The following is an 18,933-nucleotide window of genomic DNA, read 5'->3' as shown; positions in this document are numbered from 1 at the left end:
TACTTATGAAGAAGACGATTATGTCCTTTGTGGCAGTTGCTGCACTTTCAACAACTGCATTCGGAGCTCACGCTTCTGCAAAAGAAATTACGGTGCAAAAGGGTGATACGCTCTGGGGAATCTCTCAGAAAAATGGAGTGAACCTAAAGGACTTAAAAGAATGGAACAAGTTAACTTCTGATAAAATCATTGCAGGAGAAAAACTGACCATTTCTTCAGAAGAAACAACCACGACTGGGCAATATACAATTAAAGCGGGAGATACGCTTTCTAAGATTGCTCAAAAATTCGGCACGACAGTCAACAACCTGAAAGTTTGGAATAACTTAAGCTCTGACATGATCTATGCTGGATCAACTCTTTCAGTAAAAGGTCAGGCAACAGCAGCAAACACAGCTACTGAGAATGCGCAAACAAACGCACCTCAAGCTGCGCCAAAACAAGAGGCTGTGCAAAAAGAGCAACCTAAACAAGAAGCTGTACAACAGCAACCTAAACAAGAAACAAAGGCTGAGGCAGAAACTTCTGTTAACACAGAGGAGAAGGCTGTTCAATCAAATACAAATAATCAAGAAGCTTCAAAAGAACTAACAGTTACTGCTACTGCTTACACTGCTAACGACGGCGGCATTTCCGGCGTTACAGCTACAGGCATTGACTTAAATAAGAACCCGAACGCGAAAGTTATTGCGGTTGATCCTAATGTAATTCCGCTAGGTTCTAAAGTCTATGTTGAAGGCTACGGGGAAGCAACAGCAGCAGACACTGGCGGCGCTATTAAAGGAAATAAAATCGACGTATTTGTACCAAGTAAAAGTGATGCTTCTAATTGGGGCGTCAAAACTGTAAGTGTTAAAGTCTTAAACTAATAATATAGATTGTGATAAAAGACATGAGCTTTTGGCTTGTGTCTTTTTTTGTTCTGCTTAGAGCTGTTTATATCATATGCTGATAAAAGAAAGTGGTCCCGTTTTTCTCTTTATGTGCGATTCAGGGGCTCTCGGGTTAAATGATTGATTCCACATTACAGAGACATTCGGCATCATGACATTTATAGCTGGTTGTTACTATCTTTGATCAGCGAAACGAGCTGGTGTTGTATCTTTTTTGGCAGATAATAAGCAGTTGGATGTAGCAGATGCCATTTACGGAATCGGATTGATTTCAGACGGTTTTTTATTGTGTTATTAGGCTCTTGCAGTTGGGCATGGCAGCTTCGGGAGCGAAGTGGCACAACTTTGTCATACTGAAAATACAATATAATCAATATCAGAAATTCTGCTGATGTGCAATGGCCGACCATTTTAACAGGGATATCATTCAATCCTGTCTTTTATGGGGCTGTTAACCAAACAATCGTTCAGCGGGCATCAGGAGCGAGGATATGGATCAGTTTAATTCTGGTTGCGGCGAGGTTCTCAAACGGGAATTTCAGGTTAAAAAAAGGATCCTGGCAGATGCCAAGATCCTTTTTTATTTAAACCAGCCTTTTTCCTTTGACCGGGTAATGGCTTCAATTCGATTTTTCACTTCAAGCTTTTCTAGAATCATTGAGATATAATTCCGCACCGTCCCGCTTTTGATGCTGAGTTCCTGAGCGATTTCTTTTGTGTTTTTACCGTCAGCCACAAGTTCAAGCACTTCTTTTTCTCTATCTGTAAGAGGGTTAGCTTCGCTGTATAAGTCCTCCATAAGCTCAGGTGCATAGATGCGTTTTCCGTTCATGACGCTACGGATGGCGTTGGCCAGCTCTTCACTCGGACTGTCTTTTAACAAATAGCCTTTAACGCCAGCTTTAATAGCTCTCTGAAAGTAACCGGGTCTGGCGAAAGTGGTTAAGATGATAATTTTGCAGCCTGTATCTTTTAGCTCCTCAGCAGCTTCAAGCCCTGTTTTTCCGGGCATTTCAATGTCCATAATACATACATCAGGCTGGCATTTTTTGACAAAATCAACAGCATCTTGGCCGGTTGTACCTTTGCCTACGACTTCCATATCGTCTTCGAGGTTTAGAAGTGATCCTAAAGCGCCCAGCAGCATTTGCTGATCTTCTGCAATAAATATACTAATCATATAAGCCATCCTTTATGTTTATTTTGAATTATTAGGAATTGCCATGGTAAGCTTGGTTCCGTTTTCGGTATCGATGTGAAGGCTTCCATTTGCAAACTCAAGCCGTTCTCTCATCCCGAGTAAGCCATGTCCTTTTGAAAAGGAATTTTCTTCTCCTTTGAAGGTTCCATCGTCAGACACAGTAATCACAACTTCCTTCCAGAGCTGCTGAATGTCAACTCGGCAAGTTTTAGCCTGGCTGTGTTTGACGACATTTGTGACAGCTTCCTTTAAGCACATGCTCAAAATGTTTTCATTCAGCAATGAGATATTTTCGGGCCATTTCTCTTCTTCATAGATAAACATAATGTCAGCTGCTTCGAGAATTTGTTTGATGTTGATCAATTCATCCTTGAGCCGGATGCCCTTCATAGAGGAAACGATTTTTCTTACTTCATTTAAAGAAGTTCGCGCTGTTTGCTGAACACTTTTCAGTTCACGAGCTGCTTGTTCGGGATCTTTGTATATCAATTTTCTAGCTAAGTCGCTTTTTAACCCGATAAGAGAAAGCTTTTGCCCAAGCGTATCATGGAGATCGCGGGCAATTCGCTGACGCTCTTCTAATTTTACCAGTTCTGCAATCCGTTCATTTGCATCCTCGAGCTTTTCTTCAAGCCGTTCGCGCTCCTTGCGGCTTCTTATACTAAAGGGCAATAAAATTGCGCTGATGAGGGTAATGACGACAAAAGGAATTTGTGTCAGAAAGAATTCCTTTTTTAATACGAGACTGAAATTGGCTGCGACGGCTGCGCTTATTAAATGGACATAATATAAAATATGAAAAGGGACGCGTTCCTTAATGTTTCCAATAAAATACGCGATAAAAAAAGCAAAATAAATATAACTGAACAGGGTAATGGAAGCGGTTGAAATGCCAATTAATAAAAATCCCCACAAATAAATGGTCCAGCCTTTTGAGACAAAAGCAAATCGATATACCGAAAAAAATAAAAGCGTCAAAATGATGCCGACAATAATAACAAATGTAGATGATGATTTCCATATAAAGTAGAAGGGGAGGATGAAAAATATCGTCCATATATAGGGCGTAATCCCGTTTAGTTTTTGAAATGTAAAATGATTTTTAATCATGATCTTACCTCATTTTCAGCTTTTCATCTTACTTGTAACTTTATCATTGTGAAAGCCAGAATGCACCCTCCAACAATAAAAAGGAAGCCTTCTAGTATATTAGAAGACCTCCTTTAACATCAGGCGTTCTTCCGCAGCTTCTGTTTTTCTGGTGAATCAGGCGGAAGGTTTACAGGTATATGTTTTATAGCCCGAAATGACACAAACTGTTTGTTATCTTCATCCCATAGACGGAACGCAAGTGATTGCAGGCTTGTTTTTAAGGTGATTGTCGGTACGTTTTTTAAAGGTTCGTGATGTTCATGAGCAACTTCAAGCTTATAGTTAGGCACCTTTGGACTCAAATGATGAACGTGGTGGTAACCGATATTGCCTGTTAGCCATTGAAGCAGTTTCGGGAGTTTATAAAATGAACTGCCTTCAACAGCAGCCTGAACGTAGCTCCAGTTTTCATCCGCTTCAAAATAAGAATCTTCAAAGGTATGCTGCACATAAAACAGCCAAACACCGATTGAACCTGAAATCAGAAATATCGGGCCTTGCACCAGTAAAAACGATTGCCAGCCAAAGATCAGACAGCAAGCGGCAGCCAACGCGACAATTGCCAGATTCGTAAGGTATGTGTTTACACGTTCCTTGCGTCTTGCACCTTTTTTGTTAAAACGGTTCGTGATCAGAAAAACATAAATCGGTCCGAGAATAAACATGATAAACGGGTTTCTATAAAGTCTGTATGCAAGCTTTGTTCGTCTGGATGCAGCTTTATATTCGTTTACTGTTAACATCCAGATGTCTCCTGTTCCGCGTTTATCCAGATTGCTGCTAGTTGCATGATGAATCGAATGGCTGTGCTGCCATTGAAGATACGGGAATAAAGTCAGGACACCTGTCAGAAAACCGAGAATGTGGTTATAGCGTTTTTGTTTGAAAAAAGATTGATGGCAGCAGTCATGGAAGATGATAAAAATTCTTGTCAGAAAACCTGCGGCAATCACCGTTAATGCTAACGTAAGAAGATAGGAGACATCAAGGCTGAGATAAGCAAGAAACCATAGGCCGAAGAATGGGATAAACGTGTTTAAAAGCTGAATCAGGCTGTTTTTTGTTTCAGGCTGAGCAAATGCAGCGACTTGCTTTGTCAGCTGCTTTTGTTTATGTGCAATGGTTTGTTCAGTCATAGTAAGTATCCTCTCATTGTGTGTCTCGGTCCAGTATACGCTAATGAGAGAAGTCTTTTGTAGTAGCACCCATCATGCCTCCTATATGACATTTGTCATGTCGCGTGCGGCTTGCATAACCGATTGCGCTAAAAAAGCTTGTAAAAAAATTTACAAGCTGATTAATGTTTATCAATCCATATTCGTGATGTGCCCGAAATAGCTTCAATCCTGCATGTTCCTCCTATAGGGAACGTGGCAATTGGCGAGGTATGTCCGGCATTTATATTTGCGATGATCGGGATGCCGGATAATTCTTTTTTTGTTTCGATCATGGCTTTTACAAGATCTATTGATACGTTTGATGCTTTCTGAAATCTGCCGATCAAAATCGCCTTTACATGTGAAAAAGCGGGGAGGTGGATGAGTGATTGCAGATCGCGGTCAAACATGTGGATGTCTGACATATAATCATCTTCAATCAATAAAATAGTATGTTCTGTTTCAGGAAAATACTCCGTTCCCTGCAGCAAATTAAGCGTGCATAAGTTTCCGCCAATTAAAGTGCCTTCCGCATAACCTTCTTGGATTACAACAGGGCCGTTATTAGGATAAAAACGCCTGTTTTCTTGATCCAAAAACCAGCGGTCATCGCTCCACTCACTTGAAGGGTGAATTTCAAACGGGTCGTCTGAAGCGCAGCAAGAAAGAAAATACTCTTGCGTATAATCAAGCCCTTTTTTCATTGCAAATGTTGAGAAGTGGGGACCTGAATACGTAACAAGACCCGTTTTTTGATAAATAGCGTTGCAAAGAGCGGTTATATCGGAATAGCCGCACAGAATTTTTGGATGCCGTTTGATTTTCTCGTAATCAAGATAACGCAGCAGCTGATTTGAATTAAACCCTCCGAGTGTCGTTAAAATCGCTTTGACGCCTGGATCAAAAAAGGCAGCGTGCAGATCATGGACTCTTGACTCGATAGAGGATGAATCAAATTCGTTACATTCATTTGCGTGTTCAGCGATGGTTACCCGATAACCTAAGCGTTCTAACGCCGTTTTTGCTTGGATTTTTGCTTCATTTGATAATATAGACATGCTGGTCGCGGGAGACACGATCCGGATTTCGTCTCCCTTTTTCAGTTTTGAGGCGTACATAGAACCCTCCATCAATGGTTTTATACCATTACAGCATATCTTGGCTCTTTCTTCCAGACTTTTTTACAAATCAACCCACTTAATGCTGCCGGATTGGGTATCATGATCGATACATACTTTGAATTGATGTTTTTCATAAAAGTGAATCAGCCGGTCTACATGATTCCAATCCCGTTTGGCGATGTCTCCGGTGACTTTCGGTATATTATGGTCTCTTGCAATATCTTTTAAATATTTCATGCAAATGGAGCCAAACCCGTGATTCGGAGGGCCTTTTATATCCCCTATATGAATGGCATCGTCCTTGTAAGACGCTACAAGTGAAAAACAGCCTTTTCCTCGGTATGCCGTTTTACAATCAGTTAGCATAATTTTGCATGTTTGGCCATCATCAATCGAGGAAACAATCATCCACTCATCATGTTTCGATTGATCAATACCAAGCACTTTGGCATCTTTAGATAAATCCTTCATATTCTCCTGCATGCGATAAATTTGAAATTCTAAATCATTTAGTTCTTCTTCAAGCTCTTGACGATTTTTTTCTTTAATAGTAAACAAGATCAAACTCCTTTCAAAAAACAGCTTAGAAACACAGTTACCAATTGTATTAGAAGAGAGGCGTATTGTAAACAACAATTCCATTATTACTATAAATTAGCGGAAAGTCAGGTTTGATCGTTTTTAAGAGAGGAAAAAGAAAACTAACCTGTGAAAAAGGAGGAATCGGAATGGCGATTGATTCATTGATTAACAAATTACAGTATGTCCAATTGGAACCGCCGGATAAAATTCTCTCTCTGTATCTCAATACAGACATGAGAGATCCAGAGCAGCAGGGGGGAGAATGGAAGATTGCCCTAAAGTCAGGATTCAGCCGATTAAAAGAGTATTTGGCAGCTAGTGATCCAGAGGAGGAAAAGTGTCTGGATGGAATCAGGGCTAAAATGAATCAATACTTGAATGCAATGGGAAAAGACATGCCCCGCAGTCTCGTGTTTTTTGTTTCCGACAGCGGCATATGGGAACCTATTAAGCTTCAAGTCCCTGTAGATACAAGATTTTACTGGGAAGAAACAGCTGTCCTGGATCAGCTGAAGGGTTTGCGCCAGGCATACCCAAGTACGGCGTTTATTTTAACTCAGCAGCATGAAGTGAAAATTATTGAAACCGTTTTAGGAAAAATTGAGGCGGTGGAGCGTTATGAGTATGATATGATCAATGAGTCTTGGAAGAATAGCCATTCCGCTGTAGACAAAGCGCCACCATTTGAAGAGAACCGGATGAGGGAACATGTAACAGAGAACCAATCGAGACTGTATAAGCGGCTGGCTGCCAGCCTTGATCAAAAAGCTGCCGCGAAAAGATGGGAACGAATGGTTATTGCCGGGGATAAAGAAACGGCCGATATCTTGGATCAGCATATGAATAAACCCATTCATTCGAAAATTCAAAAGAACCTGCTGAATGAAAATGAACATAAGGTCATTGAACATTTGATAAAAGAGGCGTAAACCTAAAAGGCCGGGGCTAATAGCCTCCGGCCTTTGAAGTGTGTCTAATTTCTGACGAAGCAATCGAAACCGTTGACATCTTCTTTGAATTTGCATACGATTTGGATAGCCAGTACAAATTAGGAGAGGTCATCAAATGAACCAAACAGAAAATAAACCGAAAAATTACACGGGGATTGTCCTTACGCTGACAGTTCTGATTAACGGTTTAATCGCAGTGCTGTTTTTTATGCCTAAATTAGATCAGTTCAGCCATGCGAATATTCACATTTTGCCAATGCTGAATGCGATATTCAACAGCTTTACGTTTATCTTCTTATTGGCCGCGCTGATTATGATTAAACAGAAAAATATCAAAGCTCACAAACGCTTTATTTTGGCCGCATTCACAACAACATTACTATTTTTGATTTGCTATGTGACGTACCACTCGATTGCGGAAAACACGCTCTATGGCGGAGAAGGTATTATGCGCCCGATTTATTTCTTTATTTTAATTACACATATCTGCCTTTCTGCAATTATTGTGCCGCTTGCGCTGTTTACGCTGATCAGAGGCTTCAGCATGCAGGTAGAGCGCCACAAAAAAATTGCGAGATGGACAATGCCTCTATGGCTGTATGTAAGCCTTACAGGCGTTATTGTATATTTGATGATTTCACCGTATTATTAAAAGCCATACTCAGTATGGCTTTTTTTACATGTAAACATGACAAAAGCCCAAATTCATTTTTGGGCTTTTGTCAGTAAATTGATAGACTCTTATTCATGAGCCTTGGATTCCATGGTTTCAAGTGTTACAACCTGCAAAGATTCTTCAACAGTTTTTGTTTTTTCTTTTACTTTTTCTGCATACGTATAATCACCGTAGCAATACGGATAGCGGAAATTTTTCGCATTTCCCCCGCAAGTATACAGATCAGGATTTTTTTTGACTTGCTGCTCGGAGTATTGTTTTGCCAATTCCTCAGTATGCGTTCCTCCATGTTCAGCTACAAAATCAATGTAACCTGCCCCCATGTTGTAGCTTTGAATAATGGTATCCAAATCCACGCCTTTTTCCTTACCGGTCTTGTACATGAGGGTAAATTGCTTGATGCCTTGTTTAACACTGAGTTGAGGGTCTGTTATCTCATTGCGTTTTAACCCCAGAGATTCAGAGGACTGCATGGGATCATTGCCTTTTCCTTTTGACTCCTGATACATCATGCCTAATATGAGTGATGTATAATTAGAGAGTCCTTGGCTTTCAAGCTCTTCTTCCACCAAGGGTTTGTAATCGGTTAAACGTTCCAAAACAATCGTTTTCGTATCGATCGGAAGTTTTTTGATTAAATCCCGGTTGAAAAAAAGCAGGACCAATAAAAAAGAGGCGATGACAAAGACAAAAATCATCATAAAACCCGCAGCAGCGAAACAGCCTTTTCTCTTTTTCTTCACTGTGTTTCACCCTCAATGTTTGGAGCAGTATGACCTTTTTATTATGACATAGAACGACAAATCAGACCAAGTAAAAACCTGATTTGAAACATAAATTTAAACTATGAGATTGAAATGGAACACAAGCAGGCTGTTTTGCACTCAAGCGCATTTGTTATAAGATAAAACTATGAATAAAGAAAGGTGATACATATGACTGAATTTAGAGAAACGGAACAATCGGCTGCTGATCTTGACGAGGAGACGCTGTTTCTAGTCGCGCAAACATTCAAAGCGCTTTCTGATCCTACCCGAATCAGAATTCTCCATTTATTGTCCCAGGGTGAGCATGCAGTAAACGGAATTGCAGAAAAGCTGAATTTACTGCAATCCACCGTGTCCCACCAACTTAGATTTTTAAAAAATCTTCGACTTGTCAAATCGCGCAGAGAAGGAACATCGATTTATTACTCTCCCGAGGATGAACATGTTTTAGATGTTCTTCAGCAAATGATCCATCATACACAGCATGATTGAAAAAGACATCCTTGCTTAACTCGCTGTTAGCGGGCAAGGATGTCTTTTTCTTTATTGTGTTCGTGCTGTTCGAGTTCGTTTCTGCTGAGCTTGATGACAAAAGAAGAAAAACCGATATAATAAACGGCTATCAGAAAAAAGACGCCTATTGTCAGAGGGTCCGTTCCGATTGACTGACTGTAAGATCCAAGGCTGTTTAGATCAGGCGAGGTAAGATAAAGCTCTGTCACTCGATATAGAAATCTTGACAGGAATAAGGTTAAGAGAATCATTTCTACCCAAATATGAGTCCGAAAATAGATCTTTCCTCTGCGTTTTTCAAAGGAGATGTTTTTCTTAGCGAAAAAGACAAGGAGCCATCCGCCAAGAATGCCCAAAATGAGATATCCATATAAAAAAGGGTGAATGGCGCTGAAGATTGAAAGGCCAAAAGCAAACAGCGAGAAAAGAATGATACGGGTGAACAGCCAGCGGGGCTTCAGCGGCTGGTATCCGATGGACCTTTTAATTTTTTTATACAGAAAAAAGATGATGATCATGGCAGGATAAACGCTCTGAAGTGTAAGATGCATGATGTGAAATCCCCTCCGTTGAGAAGTGTATGCTTATCCGGTCAGAAATAGTAGCTGAAATAAATACTGAACACAAAAAAGAAGGGGAAACCCCTGTTTTCATAGCATATGCAAGGTGTATTCCGCCGCATAATAGATATGCCCAAGCTTTATCAAAATGTTATGATTGTTTTGTTGGAAAATACAAGAAGAAAAGGTGCGCCGAATGAAACTGGAACGTTTGTTAGCGATGGTTGTGTTATTGATCAGCAAAAAACAAGTGCAGGCTGCAGAGCTTGCTGAGCTGTTTGAAGTATCTGTCAGAACAATTTACCGTGATATTGAGACGATCAATAGGGCTGGTATTCCGATTGTGACCTCACAGGGTTCCGGAGGCGGAATTGGCATTATGGAAACGTACCGGCTTGAAAGAGAGTGGCTGAAGGAGGAGGAGTTGTTTGCAATTGCTGCCGCTTTGCAGAGCGTTTCATCTATGTATGAACCCGTTTCTCACAGCACAGCCTATCAAAAAATCAAACACCTTATACCTGAGCAATCTGCTCAAGCATTTAAGCACCAAACAGAAAAATGGTTTATTGACATGACGGCTTGGGGCCATACTGAGGATCAAAAGACGCTGCGCGAGAAAATAAGCGCTGCCATCGATCGATTGTCAACGATATCTTTTACATATACAAGCGCAAGCGGGGAAACACTACTTCGGGAAACTGAACCTTATACATTGGTTTGCAAGGCGGGGCACTGGTATTTATATGCCTACTGTCTGGTAAGAAATGATTTTCGTTTTTTTAAACTGAATCGGATGAAAGATCTGGCCATCTTACATCAGACCTTTATCAGAAAAGACATTCAGCTGGATACTTTGCCATGGGATAAGAATTGGTACCAGAAGGGCCGTTTAACTGAATTGATTATTCTTGTTCAGCCGTCAGCACGTCAGCGTATAGGTGAATGGTTCGGATATGATGTTCTTCACTGTGAGGAAGATGAAATCTGCCGGGCAGTGATTTCACTTCCAGAAGATCAATGGCTGATCGGTTTTTTGCTCCAGTTCGGAAAGGATATTGAGGTTCTGCAGCCTCTTCATATACGGGATAAAGTAAAAGAAACCATTCATCACATGCAAAAAATATATGAAACCTGACACACTGCTGTCAGGTTTCTTTGTCTATAATCTTAAAAAAAGGAGGAGATCGTATGGGCTTTTCACATATAACACACTTAGACCGGAAACGATTTGCCGGACTGTCACAACGGACAAGCAACGCACTGGAAATGACGGAAGAAAGGAGGATTCCGGCACTGTGGAATCAATTCTGGAAGCAGGATATGAGCGCTCTTTTATCACAGGGAGAAAAATACCAGAGCATTATTGCCTTATATTCGAATTATGAACAAGAGACGAATGGGTTTTATACGTTTTCAGTCGGAACGTTTCAGGAATACGACGACATTCTTCCGGGACCATATGAAAACATTGATTTGCCGGCTTCCGCTTACGCCGTTTTCACTTCCAGAATCGGCCCTATTGAAGAGATTGTGCTTGAAACGTGGAAGGAAATTTGGACTTGGGATAAGCGGCATCTGCGCACGTTTACAGGTGATTTTGAGATGTATGATCAAAGTGCCGCAGTGCCACAGCGAGCACAAGTTAACATTTATGTAGCGATAAAAAAATAATAAACTCTTGAAAAACTAATGGTGTTAGTTAATAATGAAACTAACATCATTAGTTTTTGTTAGGAGGAATAAAAAGATGAGAATGACTCAGTACCAAACGGTTTGGCAGCTGACTTTTTTTCCAGCATTGTTTCCGGTTAATTGCTATTTAGTAGAGGAAGAAAACGAAGTCACCCTTATTGATGCCGCACTGCCAGGCAGCTATAAAGGGATTATTCAAGCTGTGAATCAGCTTGGAAAACCGCTTCGGCATATTTTACTGACTCATGCACATGGGGACCATGTCGGATCACTGGATACATTGGCACAAACATTTCCGCATGCAAAGGTTATGATCTCGGAACGAGATTCATTCTTGCTCCAAGGTGACACATCCTTGCGGCAAGATGAGCCGCAGACGCCTATAAAAGGAGGTATTCCGAAACACATACAAACAAAGCCTCACCAACTGCTGACGGGCGGTGAAACAATTGGTTCCCTGCTTGCCATTCCAACACCGGGCCATACACCGGGCAGCATGTCATTTCTTGATACAAGAAACGGCACTTTAATAGCAGGAGATGCGTTTCAGTTGCGCGGAGGAATCGCTGTATCAGGACAGGTAAAATGGACATTTCCTTTTCCCGCCTTCGCCACATGGAATAAGGAGGAAGCCATTAAAAGCGCACAATTGCTCGCCGAGAAGGCGCCTGCCTGTCTCGCTGTCGGACATGGAAAATTCCTGCGATCACCTTCAGAGCGGATGAGACAGTCGATCCAAAAAGCAAAGAAAGGATGATGAGCATGTCACCGAGAATAGGTTTGACCCAAAAAATGATTGTAGACGCTGCAGCTGAGATTGCCGATCAGGAAGGGGTAAATGGTGTCTCACTTGCGGCACTTTCTAAAAAAATGAATGTGCGCCCCCCGTCATTGTATAACCATATCAACGGGCTGCAAGCGATCAGAGCAGAACTTGCTGTTAGAGGACTGACAAAGCTTTTTGATCAAATGGCGGACTCCGTAACTGAACGAAAGGGAGATTCCGCTATGCTTTCTTTAGCTCATGCATATGTTGATTTTGCAATTGAAAATCCCGGATATTATGAAGCGGCTCTTCTTAAGGTTCAGGACAAACGGACGGAAATGGTCTCTGATCAAATTGTCTGTCTTGTGACGAAGCTGCTCATTGAAAACGGCTATGCAAGTGAAAAGACTGCCATTCATGCGACAAGGGGGCTTAGAAGCCTGCTGCATGGCTTTACTGCTTTAATCGCAAAAGAAGCATTTGAACGTGAGGAGGACATTTTAGAAAGCCTGTCATTTTTAATTCGGACATTTTTGTCAGGATTATTAATAAACAATAAAAATATTATGTAAACAAATAAATGGATGTCTTATATTTCTGAATATTGTATAATATCAAGGGAGTATACATAGGGGAGAGGCATTATGCAATGGATGACATTCACAAGATTGAACGGTTAGCGGCAGCTTCATGGCCGGCTTATTTTCAAAAAAGCATAGGGCAATGGCTTCTCAGAGCGAATTTTGGCGTAACCAAAAGGGCAAATAGCGTATGGACTTCTGCGGATATGCCTGAAGGGGATTTTCAGCTAGAGGCCGAACTTTTTTATCAAAGTTTAGGCTTACCTGTTTGTTTTCATATTAGCAACGCATCACCGAAAGGGCTTGATGACGCATTGGCAGAAAGCAGATATGAAAAGGTAGACGAGTGCTTCCAGATGACAGCGTTGTGCCGATCAATTATGAGCCGAACAAATGACAACAGCCGATTTACATACAAGTGGGAACAAGAGCCATCATCTGTTTGGATAGATGAATTTATTCAATTAGAAGGGTTTTCACCCGAGCGTCACAAAGGTTACAAACACATTTTCGAACGCATGCCGCCGTGTAAAACTTTTTTCAAGATGTATGACAAAGAAAGCCTGACAGCGCTTGGCACGGTTTCTGTCATTGATGATTATGGCGGACTTAGTAATATCGTTGTAGCTGAGGAGCACAGAGGAAAAGGGGCAGGAACCCAAGTGATCAGGGTGTTGACTGAATGGGCAAAAAACAACGGAGCGGAACGCATGTTTTTACAAGTGATGAAAGACAATCTGGCGGCAGTTTCTTTATATGAAAAAATCGGATTTTCGCCTATATCGGAACACCATTACCGGATTAAAAGCTGACCAAAGGAAGGGGGTTGCTGATGGATTCGCTTCAAGAGATGATTTGCGAAAAACGGACATACACACGCCTTTATCATTCACATAAGCACGCGTACAGCCAATTTCTTTTTCCGCTTGAAGGGAGTATAGATCTTGAGACTGAGGGGCGCCAGGTGAAATTAAATCCGGACCATTTTTTATATATTCCGCCGCAGTGTGAGCATCGCTTCCGTTCTATCGGAAAAAATGAATGTCTTGTACTGGATGTTCCGCTTCATGCAATGAAAATTGATGAGTATCGTGCAGGATCGGGAATTGAAGCTGCACTCGATCCTTTCTGGTCTTCGATCAGGTACTTGCTGACAGAGGAAGCAAAGGCCGGAACAGCCAACTCGCTTCATATGCTAGTACAATACATAAAAGAAAAGCTTCAATCCCATAACTATGCCTCAATTGCATACATTCACAGCCATTTATTTGAGCGGCTGGCGATTAAGAAGCTGGCAGAAATCGAGCATTACCACCCAGCTTACTATTCAAGCTGGTTCAAAAAACAGACAGGGAAGTCCCCGCAGAACTATATTGCTGACCTTCGCCTTGAGGAAGCAAAACGAATGCTGATGGAGAGAAATGAAACCCTTACCGTCGTGAGCGAGGCGCTGGGCTTTCAAAACCTTTCTTCTTTTACAAGATGGTTCACGAAAAGCACAGGAATGCCGCCCCGCCTGTATCGAAACACCTTATATTCAGATAAAAAATGATGGCTCTTTGGTTAAACGAATCTTGAATATCTCCTTTACAATAGGAGAAAAAGGAGTTATTGATATGGCAGTTATTGAAGACTTTGAGAAATTGGATATCAGAACGGGAACAATTGTAAAAGCTGAAGAATTTCCTGAAGCAAGAGTACCGGCAATCAAGCTTGTGATAGATTTTGGGACTGAAATCGGCATAAAACAATCGAGCGCACAAATCACGAAGCGTTACAAGCCGGAAGATCTCATCAACAAGCAAGTCATAGCAGTCGTGAACTTTCCGCCCCGCCGGATCGCCGGATTTAAATCGGAAGTCTTGGTCCTCGGCGGCATACCCGGCCAGGGCGACGTCGTCCTTTTGCAGCCGGATCAGCCTGTCCCAAACGGCACAAAAATCGGATAACGCAAAAAAAGACGTTTGCCTAAGGCAAACGTCTTTTGCGTATTGAGGCGATGCACCACACGCCACATTCGTGTGTGCCGTAAAGGCATGTACATCGGCTTACACAATTCAGCTCATCGCTATATGAATATAGCATGGAGGGCGAAGGAATGCAAGGATTACTTTGTTTTTGTGATTGAATTTGTCCGTCTAATCGTGTCGAAAATAATCAAAAATTTACAATGTTTACTGTATTATCGTTTAATTGTATGACAAATATTACATTACTCCTTGTCATCAACAACACTGAATGTGACCCATACTGTGACCTGGGTGTGACCTAGAACACCGTATTGTGAATGTAAATAAATGCTGTTAAATCAATAAAAACGTACTAAATAATAAGGTGAATACAGGGGAGTAGTATGACCTGGATTTCTAATTCAGGTCTTTTTTATGCACAAAAAATGCCTATGATCTCTACATAGGCATTAAATATTATTATCAATATCTTCATTTATTTTTTGGCTAAGTTTCTGAACCTTCTTTTTAACATTTGAAACAGCTCTTTTTTGAATCTCATCAAAGTTCTCTTGAATATAGTCCATGACACTTCTTATTAAAACTTCACTTTCAAAATTGAATATCTCATTTATTTCTGACTGTTCTTCATCTGTTAGGTGATGATATTGAAGTTGTTTAGCATTTACTTCAGCAGCAACATCAATCCTAACTTTAGTTGTTCTAGTAATAGGTACTGTCCATCCGAATCCTCTAATTACCTCTTTGGAAATTTCGTCATCTTTAATATTAAGAAATGATCTAATTTCTGGATCTGTATCTGGAATGTCTAATACTTCAAATATTATTTTAACTGTAGCTATACTATTTGCTCTTTTACCAAACTTTCCATTCTCTATATTAGAGATTGTAGCCTGACTTACACCAACCATGTTGGCAAGTTCTGTAGTAGAGAAGCGTTTAACCATTTTTCTATGAGTTTTTATTAAGTTAGCGATTTTATGAATCACTTGTTCACTCATCATATTGTTCCTCCGGTATTAACTATTTGCTCTTATAATAACATAAATAATAAGTTATTAAAATAAAATGAATAAATTATAAATTATAAGATAAAAGATATTGATTAATAATTTTGATTAGATTATACTTAAATCAATCCCAGAAAAGTCGATAAAGTCTATACCATATTCCTGCCAATTAATTTTAATGGGATCATAAGTTCTATTAGAGTGATTTAATTAGGGGGCTATTTCATTGACAGTTAAAGAGAGAGAAGTTGAAAAAACGAATGTAGATGTAAAAGTACAACTTGAAATGTCAGATATCAATAAACAGTGTGAACAAACTGACACATTGATTGAACAATTAATCAATAGCAGCTTGCCAATTGAACGTGAATGGGCTGCGATGTATCAGATCAAACGTAGACAAGACAAAGGCGAATTAAACGCACATCAGGCACTTAAAGCAATTGGAAAGCTCGATCCCAAGACACAGGAAATGAGGGTATTTACATACATAATTCCATTGTATTACTACCTTGAAGTGGCAGAATACTCTAATCTTGCAGAAATGTCGACTATTGTAGATCTTGATTTAATCGAGAACAATGATGATATTAAAAGCTACTTTTATAACCGTTTGATGGCTCTGCTAGGTGCTTCAGCGTTCAGTCAAAATAAAATGACTCAAGCACGCTTTTACTGCTCCTACGGCATTAATTTAAAGAATATTGATAGATTGGTTGCATACAGCTGTCTGACAATGGGGAACACGTACATCCTTGATGATTATGAACGAGCGAAAGAATATTTCTTAAAAGGTTTGAATCATACTGATAATAACCATTTGGCAGAATTACAATTAACTAGAAGTCTTTGCTTCTTGGAGAATCACTGGCGAAAAGAGAACTTTTGGCTAAATCCTGATTCGGAAGAAACCACAGACATCCAAGAAATTGCACATTATCACATCAAGAGAAACAATCTAGATTATGCTAAAGAAATTTTAGATTACCTAGAAGAAATACCAAGCATCGATAATGATTATGGCATCCATTTCTATCTAAAAGGACTCGCTTATAAGGACAAGAGATATTTTTATAAATCGATTAAACATTTCAAGCTGTCCGGTGATTTATTCTGTGTTCGCTTACCTTTAGATCAATTAAGGGAAATGGGTGAGGATGCGCAGATTTTGGATTTGCTTGCCCTCTAAATCGTTCGACATCTAACGATATCACTTGAAAGGAGGTGAACATAATATGAAAAAAGTAACTATCGGTCTGACTATCGTAGCTGCACTTGCAATTGGTTTTGTAGCTGGTCAACAAAGTGGTCTTCATTCTGCATCAGGTAACAAAACATTCCATGTAGCTGGTTTTGGTCGTGGAGCATAATCCATACAGCCTTTAATGGCTTTCGTTCCTATTAAACTATTTAGAATAAAAATAAAATTAGTGGAGATTTATTTGATTGTAAGAAGAAGCGTATGAATTGATTTAGGCCAATGGATTTAAGCGGATCAGAGAAGATAAACCGTTTTATTATAACCAAAAACATAATGCAATACTTAGCACGATGTTACATAGCAGAGATTATTAGCCCTCAACCATATAATTCAGTGGTAGTTGGGTTGCCTTACATATTGCGTGATGGTGTTTGCAAGAAAGTTACATATAGAAAAGTCATCGAAAAAATGATATAAAAGGATAATTCTTGATAACTAGATAAATTCTCCTCTAACAGTTTTCATCAAATGACTGTTACAGAATGCTTTGATACCGCTTTAATCAAGTTATCTTCCTCATATTGTCTCGAAGTCTATGTGGACGTTTCAAGCTTCAACGACATCAATCGTGAAACTGGTGAACAACTGTGGTGTAAGCTTGAAGTTAATGAAAACAGAGCGCCAATTGTTGCAGATAACAAGAACAGTAAGCCATCAGACACTTACATATATGACTACATATATGACTCATATCTGACTGATCCTTAACTGGATGAGTCCTAACTTTATAAAAGGAGAGAGTGCATATAAAAATAGAAGCTTTGACATCAGGGAAAACGTTTAAAAATTATAAAATCCTTTGCGGTGAACTTGGAATAGAAATAAAACGTTCAGGAGATAGCCGTAAAGCTCAGTTTAGAGAACTAGAGAGATATTGTACATATAGTAAAGTTGGACATTCCATAATAATAGATAAAGTGTTTGAGCAGCCCTTAGAAAAAACAAAACGCAAGGGGAATAATACAGTCTATAGTGAGTTCATACAGCTTCTTATACTTGATATGCTTGCTCTAAGCAAGAATGGAAATATGTCTATAAGTAAAGGGATGTTAATTAAATCAGTAAGTCTTGTTAATCACAACTATAAGTATTGCTTTGAAAAAAGAAAGTCTCTTGCTAAATATGCAAACACAGACACCGAAATTGTTAAAGATTTCTACGACAGCAGCAACAATAGCTTTAAAAAGGCTATTGAACAGGCGTTAAACAAGTTGGTTGAGAAGAGGTTAATAATGTATGACATCATTATAAAGGTTTGTGAGAAAGGGAAATTCAGACCACGTAAAGCATCGTCAGCCGAGAAGAAAATGATTATGACGTGTGAGAAACAGGTGCTTGATGAACTAGGTTATAAAGAAATCAGTCATGTAAGACTGTCGAGACATTGGTCTGAATTTAAACGAAGATCACAGACGCTAATAAATGAATGTAGCAATCTCAAATATTACTTCGCAGCTTATGACATTACTGCAAATGATAAATACATTGAGAATGAGTGTAAGGAGCTTATAGGTTTCTTATTAAAAGAAATTGAGCGTATCGACTATAAGAAAAAGCTAAATCAAACAGCTTGTTCAAAGTTATTGAAGAATGCTGAGAGGAGACACAAAAGATCACATTCAATCTTTAGAGAGAACAATTATAGAATCAGTGAAAATTACATTCATGATTTCAAGAAGTTAATTGACCTCCTAATTAATGAGGATGCTGAGAGTATAAGCAATCAAATTGAACAGATGGAAGTCCAGGATGACCTAACCTATGATATTGAACATTCTTTGCCAAGTGGGCTATAAAAAATAACGGTTTAAACTTCCTATATTATAAACCAATACAATAGGAACATTAAACCGTCAAATTTTTTTAGTTTAAGTCATACATAGAAGAAAAAGTGTGAATACACCAGTCTGAAGGGGGTTTGGGGGATGGTTGGCTGAAAGTTTAATAATTTGTAGCGTAGCGGAGGATTATTAAACCTAAAGCATCCCCCAAGTATGCTTTAATCATTGAAATTTAGGAAGAGCCTATAGGAAGAGCCTAGATGTACAAAGTAAACTTTGTTCATCTTCTCATCATGATTA

Annotated in this window: 22 protein-coding genes; 14 read left to right on the top strand and 8 right to left on the bottom strand. The window is 39.7% G+C overall.

Annotated elements, in window-relative coordinates; translation table 11 throughout:
• The first annotated feature begins 5 nt into the window (after positions 1-5).
• Complete coding sequence (locus NYE56_RS10090; protein ID WP_003231267.1) at positions 6-869, top strand: LysM peptidoglycan-binding and 3D domain-containing protein; 864 nt, start codon at positions 6-8, stop codon at positions 867-869.
• 604 nt (positions 870-1,473) lie between these two features.
• Here the strand turns inward: NYE56_RS10090 and desR are convergent.
• The 5 genes from desR to NYE56_RS10065 all read right to left on the bottom strand — a co-directional run bounded on the left by desR (position 1,474) and on the right by NYE56_RS10065 (position 6,082).
• Positions 1,474-2,073, bottom strand: coding sequence for a two-component system response regulator DesR (gene desR, locus NYE56_RS10085; RefSeq protein ID WP_268555370.1), 600 nt, complete (start codon positions 2,071-2,073; stop codon positions 1,474-1,476).
• A gap of 18 nt (positions 2,074-2,091) precedes the next feature.
• Positions 2,092-3,204 carry a two-component sensor histidine kinase DesK gene (gene desK / locus NYE56_RS10080; RefSeq protein WP_015251908.1) on the bottom strand — a complete coding sequence of 371 codons (1,113 nt, stop codon included), beginning with the start codon at positions 3,202-3,204 and terminating at the stop codon, positions 2,092-2,094.
• Positions 3,205-3,323: 119 nt separating this feature from the next.
• Positions 3,324-4,382, bottom strand: coding sequence for a fatty acid desaturase DesE (gene desE, locus NYE56_RS10075; protein WP_003231272.1), 1,059 nt, complete (start codon positions 4,380-4,382; stop codon positions 3,324-3,326).
• Between the two features lie 161 nt (positions 4,383-4,543).
• Positions 4,544-5,521: a S66 family peptidase gene (locus NYE56_RS10070; RefSeq protein ID WP_268555369.1), complete on the bottom strand. Its 978-nt coding sequence runs from the start codon at positions 5,519-5,521 to the stop codon at positions 4,544-4,546.
• A gap of 63 nt (positions 5,522-5,584) precedes the next feature.
• Positions 5,585-6,082 carry an N-acetyltransferase gene (locus NYE56_RS10065; RefSeq protein WP_014477061.1) on the bottom strand — a complete coding sequence of 166 codons (498 nt, stop codon included), beginning with the start codon at positions 6,080-6,082 and terminating at the stop codon, positions 5,585-5,587.
• Between the two features lie 170 nt (positions 6,083-6,252).
• Here NYE56_RS10065 and NYE56_RS10060 point away from each other — a divergent pair, with 170 nt between their 5' ends.
• A complete protein-coding gene (locus NYE56_RS10060) occupies positions 6,253-7,035 on the top strand; it encodes a VLRF1 family aeRF1-type release factor (RefSeq protein WP_015251912.1) in 783 nt (260 codons plus the stop codon).
• Between the two features lie 136 nt (positions 7,036-7,171).
• Positions 7,172-7,708, top strand: coding sequence for a DUF420 domain-containing protein (locus NYE56_RS10055; RefSeq protein ID WP_003231280.1), 537 nt, complete (start codon positions 7,172-7,174; stop codon positions 7,706-7,708).
• 89 nt (positions 7,709-7,797) lie between these two features.
• On the opposite strand, the gene NYE56_RS10050 is transcribed toward NYE56_RS10055, so the two are convergent.
• The gene (locus NYE56_RS10050) at positions 7,798-8,475 is read right to left on the bottom strand and encodes a lysozyme family protein (protein ID WP_268555368.1); all 678 of its coding nucleotides are present in this window, start codon (positions 8,473-8,475) and stop codon (positions 7,798-7,800) included.
• Between the two features lie 192 nt (positions 8,476-8,667).
• Between NYE56_RS10050 and czrA the strand changes: the two genes are divergently transcribed.
• Positions 8,668-8,991: a Zn(II)-responsive metalloregulatory transcriptional repressor CzrA gene (czrA, locus tag NYE56_RS10045; protein ID WP_003231284.1), complete on the top strand. Its 324-nt coding sequence runs from the start codon at positions 8,668-8,670 to the stop codon at positions 8,989-8,991.
• A gap of 26 nt (positions 8,992-9,017) precedes the next feature.
• On the opposite strand, the gene csk22 is transcribed toward czrA, so the two are convergent.
• Entirely contained in the window at positions 9,018-9,563 is a 546-nt protein-coding gene (csk22, locus tag NYE56_RS10040) for a mother cell-specific sporulation protein Csk22 (protein ID WP_268555367.1), read from the bottom strand.
• Between the two features lie 205 nt (positions 9,564-9,768).
• Here csk22 and NYE56_RS10035 point away from each other — a divergent pair, with 205 nt between their 5' ends.
• From NYE56_RS10035 to csaA, 7 genes are all read left to right on the top strand, one after another.
• The gene (locus NYE56_RS10035; protein ID WP_341283810.1) at positions 9,769-10,707 is read left to right on the top strand and encodes a helix-turn-helix transcriptional regulator; all 939 of its coding nucleotides are present in this window, start codon (positions 9,769-9,771) and stop codon (positions 10,705-10,707) included.
• A gap of 53 nt (positions 10,708-10,760) precedes the next feature.
• Positions 10,761-11,243, top strand: coding sequence for a GyrI-like domain-containing protein (locus NYE56_RS10030; RefSeq protein ID WP_341283809.1), 483 nt, complete (start codon positions 10,761-10,763; stop codon positions 11,241-11,243).
• 76 nt (positions 11,244-11,319) lie between these two features.
• Positions 11,320-12,021 (top strand): MBL fold metallo-hydrolase, encoded by a 702-nt coding sequence (locus NYE56_RS10025; protein ID WP_123373211.1) that lies wholly within the window; start codon positions 11,320-11,322, stop codon positions 12,019-12,021.
• 5 nt (positions 12,022-12,026) lie between these two features.
• Positions 12,027-12,602 carry a TetR/AcrR family transcriptional regulator gene (locus tag NYE56_RS10020; RefSeq protein WP_341283808.1) on the top strand — a complete coding sequence of 192 codons (576 nt, stop codon included), beginning with the start codon at positions 12,027-12,029 and terminating at the stop codon, positions 12,600-12,602.
• A 77-nt stretch (positions 12,603-12,679) separates the two neighbouring features.
• Positions 12,680-13,423, top strand: a complete 744-nt coding sequence (locus NYE56_RS10015) for a GNAT family N-acetyltransferase (RefSeq protein WP_341283807.1) — start codon at positions 12,680-12,682, stop codon at positions 13,421-13,423.
• A 14-nt stretch (positions 13,424-13,437) separates the two neighbouring features.
• Entirely contained in the window at positions 13,438-14,163 is a 726-nt protein-coding gene (locus tag NYE56_RS10010) for an AraC family transcriptional regulator (RefSeq protein WP_268555360.1), read from the top strand.
• A 64-nt stretch (positions 14,164-14,227) separates the two neighbouring features.
• Complete coding sequence (gene csaA, locus NYE56_RS10005; RefSeq protein WP_047182724.1) at positions 14,228-14,560, top strand: chaperone CsaA; 333 nt, start codon at positions 14,228-14,230, stop codon at positions 14,558-14,560.
• A gap of 470 nt (positions 14,561-15,030) precedes the next feature.
• On the opposite strand, the gene NYE56_RS10000 is transcribed toward csaA, so the two are convergent.
• A complete protein-coding gene (locus tag NYE56_RS10000; RefSeq protein WP_268395024.1) occupies positions 15,031-15,582 on the bottom strand; it encodes a helix-turn-helix domain-containing protein in 552 nt (183 codons plus the stop codon).
• 235 nt (positions 15,583-15,817) lie between these two features.
• On the opposite strand from NYE56_RS10000, the gene NYE56_RS09995 reads away from it, so the two are divergent.
• The 3 genes from NYE56_RS09995 (at position 15,818) to NYE56_RS09985 (ending at position 18,648) form a co-directional block, all read left to right on the top strand.
• On the top strand, positions 15,818-16,780 hold the full coding sequence (locus NYE56_RS09995; protein WP_341283806.1) for an AimR family lysis-lysogeny pheromone receptor: 963 nt from the start codon (positions 15,818-15,820) through the stop codon (positions 16,778-16,780).
• Positions 16,781-16,826: 46 nt separating this feature from the next.
• Complete coding sequence (locus NYE56_RS09990) at positions 16,827-16,961, top strand: lysogeny pheromone AimP family peptide (RefSeq protein WP_268378179.1); 135 nt, start codon at positions 16,827-16,829, stop codon at positions 16,959-16,961.
• Positions 16,962-17,592: 631 nt separating this feature from the next.
• Entirely contained in the window at positions 17,593-18,648 is a 1,056-nt protein-coding gene (locus NYE56_RS09985) for a hypothetical protein (RefSeq protein WP_084995277.1), read from the top strand.
• The last annotated feature ends 285 nt before the right edge of the window (positions 18,649-18,933 follow it).

It is taken from the genome of Bacillus sp. FSL R5-0603, assembly GCF_038050295.1.
GTDB lineage: Bacteria > Bacillota > Bacilli > Bacillales > Bacillaceae > Bacillus > Bacillus subtilis.
The sequence above is the reverse complement of the archived record's forward strand: the minus strand, read 5'-3'. Positions and strand labels throughout refer to the sequence as shown.

Excerpts from the sequence above, each read along its gene's own strand:
- desR (WP_268555370.1), bottom strand. The coding sequence starts at position 2,073 with ATGATTAGTATATTTATTGCAGAAGATCAGCAAATGCTGCTGGGCGCT.
- czrA (WP_003231284.1), top strand. The coding sequence starts at position 8,668 with ATGACTGAATTTAGAGAAACGGAACAATCGGCTGCTGATCTTGACGAG.
- NYE56_RS10035 (WP_341283810.1), top strand. The coding sequence starts at position 9,769 with ATGAAACTGGAACGTTTGTTAGCGATGGTTGTGTTATTGATCAGCAAA.
- NYE56_RS10090 (WP_003231267.1), top strand. The coding sequence starts at position 6 with ATGAAGAAGACGATTATGTCCTTTGTGGCAGTTGCTGCACTTTCAACA.
- NYE56_RS10030 (WP_341283809.1), top strand. The coding sequence starts at position 10,761 with ATGGGCTTTTCACATATAACACACTTAGACCGGAAACGATTTGCCGGA.
- NYE56_RS10025 (WP_123373211.1), top strand. The coding sequence starts at position 11,320 with ATGAGAATGACTCAGTACCAAACGGTTTGGCAGCTGACTTTTTTTCCA.
- NYE56_RS10055 (WP_003231280.1), top strand. The coding sequence starts at position 7,172 with ATGAACCAAACAGAAAATAAACCGAAAAATTACACGGGGATTGTCCTT.
- NYE56_RS10070 (WP_268555369.1), bottom strand. The coding sequence starts at position 5,521 with ATGTACGCCTCAAAACTGAAAAAGGGAGACGAAATCCGGATCGTGTCT.
- NYE56_RS10000 (WP_268395024.1), bottom strand. The coding sequence starts at position 15,582 with ATGAGTGAACAAGTGATTCATAAAATCGCTAACTTAATAAAAACTCAT.
- NYE56_RS10020 (WP_341283808.1), top strand. The coding sequence starts at position 12,027 with ATGTCACCGAGAATAGGTTTGACCCAAAAAATGATTGTAGACGCTGCA.
- csaA (WP_047182724.1), top strand. The coding sequence starts at position 14,228 with ATGGCAGTTATTGAAGACTTTGAGAAATTGGATATCAGAACGGGAACA.
- NYE56_RS10015 (WP_341283807.1), top strand. The coding sequence starts at position 12,680 with ATGGATGACATTCACAAGATTGAACGGTTAGCGGCAGCTTCATGGCCG.
- desE (WP_003231272.1), bottom strand. The coding sequence starts at position 4,382 with ATGACTGAACAAACCATTGCACATAAACAAAAGCAGCTGACAAAGCAA.
- desK (WP_015251908.1), bottom strand. The coding sequence starts at position 3,204 with ATGATTAAAAATCATTTTACATTTCAAAAACTAAACGGGATTACGCCC.
- csk22 (WP_268555367.1), bottom strand. The coding sequence starts at position 9,563 with ATGCATCTTACACTTCAGAGCGTTTATCCTGCCATGATCATCATCTTT.
- NYE56_RS10060 (WP_015251912.1), top strand. The coding sequence starts at position 6,253 with ATGGCGATTGATTCATTGATTAACAAATTACAGTATGTCCAATTGGAA.
- NYE56_RS09990 (WP_268378179.1), top strand. The coding sequence starts at position 16,827 with ATGAAAAAAGTAACTATCGGTCTGACTATCGTAGCTGCACTTGCAATT.